2 protein-coding genes are annotated in these 2901 nt (G+C 70.6%); both read right to left on the minus strand.

Annotation, left to right across the window (positions count from 1 at the left end):
- On the minus strand, positions 1–2459 hold a 2459-nt coding region (locus IEY89_RS39960; RefSeq protein WP_189152424.1), incomplete at its 3' end, for a hypothetical protein.
- Positions 2460–2804 carry a helix-turn-helix domain-containing protein gene (locus IEY89_RS39965; RefSeq protein WP_189152425.1) on the minus strand — a complete coding sequence of 115 codons (345 nt, stop codon included), beginning with the start codon at positions 2802–2804 and terminating at the stop codon, positions 2460–2462.
- Between the last annotated feature and the right edge of the window lie 97 nt (positions 2805–2901).

Raw genomic sequence — 2901 nt, forward strand, 5'->3', positions numbered from 1 at the left:
CAGTTGTCGGCGGTGTTCTGGTGGAAGCCGAGCAGGCGGCTGAAGACGTAGGCCGGCAGCTCGGACGCGATCTCCATCAGCGAGGTGTTGCGCGCGACGCGTGGGCGGATGCCGATCGTCTTGAGCCGGTCACACAGCGCGCTCGGGGCCAGCGGCTGGCCTGGGTAGGCGCCGTGGAACAGCCACTTGGGCTCTTCGAGCGGCACGGTGACGGCTCGGCCCTGGCGCTGTCGGACGAGCTGGCGGATCAGGTCGTCCAGCGGGGCCGGCAGCTCGGCGGGCTTCTGGCCGAGCCGCAGGGTGACCTTGTCCCCGTCGTCGGTGACGTGCTCGGTCGTGAGCAGGGTGACGCGGCTGGCGGGCTGGGCGAACAGCAGCAGGAGCAGTCCGGCAGCGCGGTCGGCGGTGCTCAGCTGGTCGTCCTGCACCAGGCGCCGGACCAGGGTCCAGCGCTGGTCCTGGGCGATGACGTGGACGGTGAAGTCGCCGTTGTTGATCGGAGCGGTCAGTGGCCGGGTGTTCCCGCGCCGACTGGTCCAGTGCAGGAAGGCACGCACGGAGGAGCGCAGGGCGGGGCCGTCGCTGAGCCAGGTGTCGACGTGGTCCTGCGTGCACTGGGCGAGGCTGCTTCCGTTCTGGTCAAGCCACTCCAGGAGCCGTACAACGTAGCGGACTTCGATCCTGACGCCGTTGGCCTGCCCGTGGGTGACCTGCTTGCCCGCGGAAAGCCGGCGGAAGCGGCGCAGGGGCTGCCAGTTCACGTAGGTGCGAAGGATCCATCGTTCGTCCGGGTCCTCGACGCGGGCGATGGCCTTGGTGAGCCACTTCTCCAGTTTGGCGAGCTGTTCGTCCCGGGCGGGCAGGGCGCCGCCGGCGACCAGCACGGCGCGGATGTTGTCCGCGGTGCGGACCGTGGCGAAGCGGTCGAGGACCTCGTGGGTGACGGGACCCGTTCCGTTCGCCAGGGCTTCGAAGATCGCCCGGCGGGCCGGGGTCTTGCGTACCCACCTCAGGACGGCCAGCGGCGGCGGGCGCAGCATGGCCTCCATGACCGGCGCGAGCTCGGGACGTACTGTGCCGTCCGTGCCCGTGAGGGCCTCGGTCAGGTGGCGGCGCGCGGCGCATGCGGCGCACAGGCCGAAGTGGAAGCGTCTCTCCAGGGAGCCGCATGCGGTGCAGGGACGGCGGGCCGCAGGGTGCTTGGCCCAGCAGGTCTGGCACAACGGCTTCCCGTCCGGAGTCCGGCCGTTGGGGCGGTGGATCTTCCCGCAGCCGGCACAGGGTTTGCGCGGCACTCCGCAGTAGGAGCACAGCGGCTTGCCGTCCGGGGTCCGGTTGTTTACCCACCGCTCGGCTCCGCAGCGCGCGCAGGGCTGCTTGTTCTTCGAACGGGCGTAGCACGGCTGGCACTTGGGCGCCGGGGTGTGTGCGAACCGGCACGGCCGGAGGGTGCCGCACGTCGCGCAGGTCGCCTCCGGCAGCTGGTAGCAGTGCGTGCACAGACCGCCGTTCTCGGTCCGCTCGATCCAGATGCCCATCTCGCCGCACCCCTCGCACCGGCGGAGGCTGAGGGGGTCGGCGGTGCGGCAACTCGCGCACAGAGCCCGGGTGTCATGAGTTCGGGCATGGACCGGCCGAAGGTGTCCGCATCGCGCGCAGGGCTCCGGACGGGCCTCGGCCCAGCAGCGTTTGCAGCACCGCAGCCCGTCCCGGGAGATGTTGAGCTCCACCTGGCGCCGGCAGAAGGGGCAGGGCGGGACGACCGCGCCGTTCGCCCCGTGGTCGATCAGGGCCTTGATCAGCGCGATGGTCCTGGGCGGTCCTTGGGCCCCGTCCCCGGTAAGCAGGCCGGGGACGTCCTCCAGGGCCCACAGCAGGCGGAACTGACCATTGCGGCTCTTCTCCACCGACCGCACCGCCTCGGCGATGGCCTGGGGTGGCAGCCCGAAATCCAGGCGGCCGATCCGCGTGCTCAGTTCGGCCACGGGATCCTTCCCGTCGCCGGGCGGGTGCTTGCGGCAGCGCGGCTGTCCGTCGCGGTCGCGTCCGTTGTACTCGGTTCGACCGCAGATGGCGCACGGGTTCGCCTGGTCGGTGCGGCGCGTTTGGCAGGAGCTGCAGATCCGAACGGCACCGTCCAGCGCGACCAGGCGCCGCTGCTGCCCGCAACCGGAACAGAAGGGCGGTGTCAGGCGTTCGGCGCCGCGTTCACGCAGGGCCCGGATGAGCCGTTCGATGCTGCGGGGCCCTTCCGGGCGTCCGGAGCTCAGCAGGTCAGGGTCCTTCTGCAGGACGTTGGCGAGCTCCCGCAGTTGCGGCCGAAGGCGGAAGGTGTCGGCGAGCACGGCCGGTATGTCGATGCCGGCGCAGGCGGGATCCGCCGTGCGGACGATCTCGGTGATGACGGCTTCGGGCTCGACGGCGAACCGGGGCAGGCCCAGGTTGAACGGATCGTCCATCTACTCGGGGACGATCCTCGCCCGCTTGGGGCGCAAGGCTCCAAGTCCCTGCTCGCTCGCGGGAGCAGGGCTCTGCCCGCCGGCCGCGGCCGAGCGGCGGCGGACGCCGGGTGCGGCAACGGGTTCGACGAGTTCGTCCATCGAGCAGCCCAGGATGTCGAGCAGAGCCATGAGCGTCTTCAGGCTCAGCCGTTCGGGCCGCTCGACCACCAGGCGGTAGACCTGGCTGGTCGACAGCTCAATGCCCCGCTCCGCCAAAGGCGCCTGCAGATCGGTGGTGGAGAACATTCCGCGGGTGGCCATGATCTCCCGCAGGTGCCAGCGGTAGTCGAGCTTCGCCGTCACATCGGCTCCTTACTGTCCGATCGCAAGAGCCCGATCCAAGACCTTGCGCATCATCGTGTTCATGAAGTCCCCGCTGACCCCGGTGTAGAGGGCGGTC

Origin of the sequence: Streptomyces lacrimifluminis, from assembly GCF_014646095.1 — a bacterium.
GTDB classification, from domain to species: Bacteria; Actinomycetota; Actinomycetes; order Streptomycetales; family Streptomycetaceae; genus Streptomyces; species Streptomyces lacrimifluminis.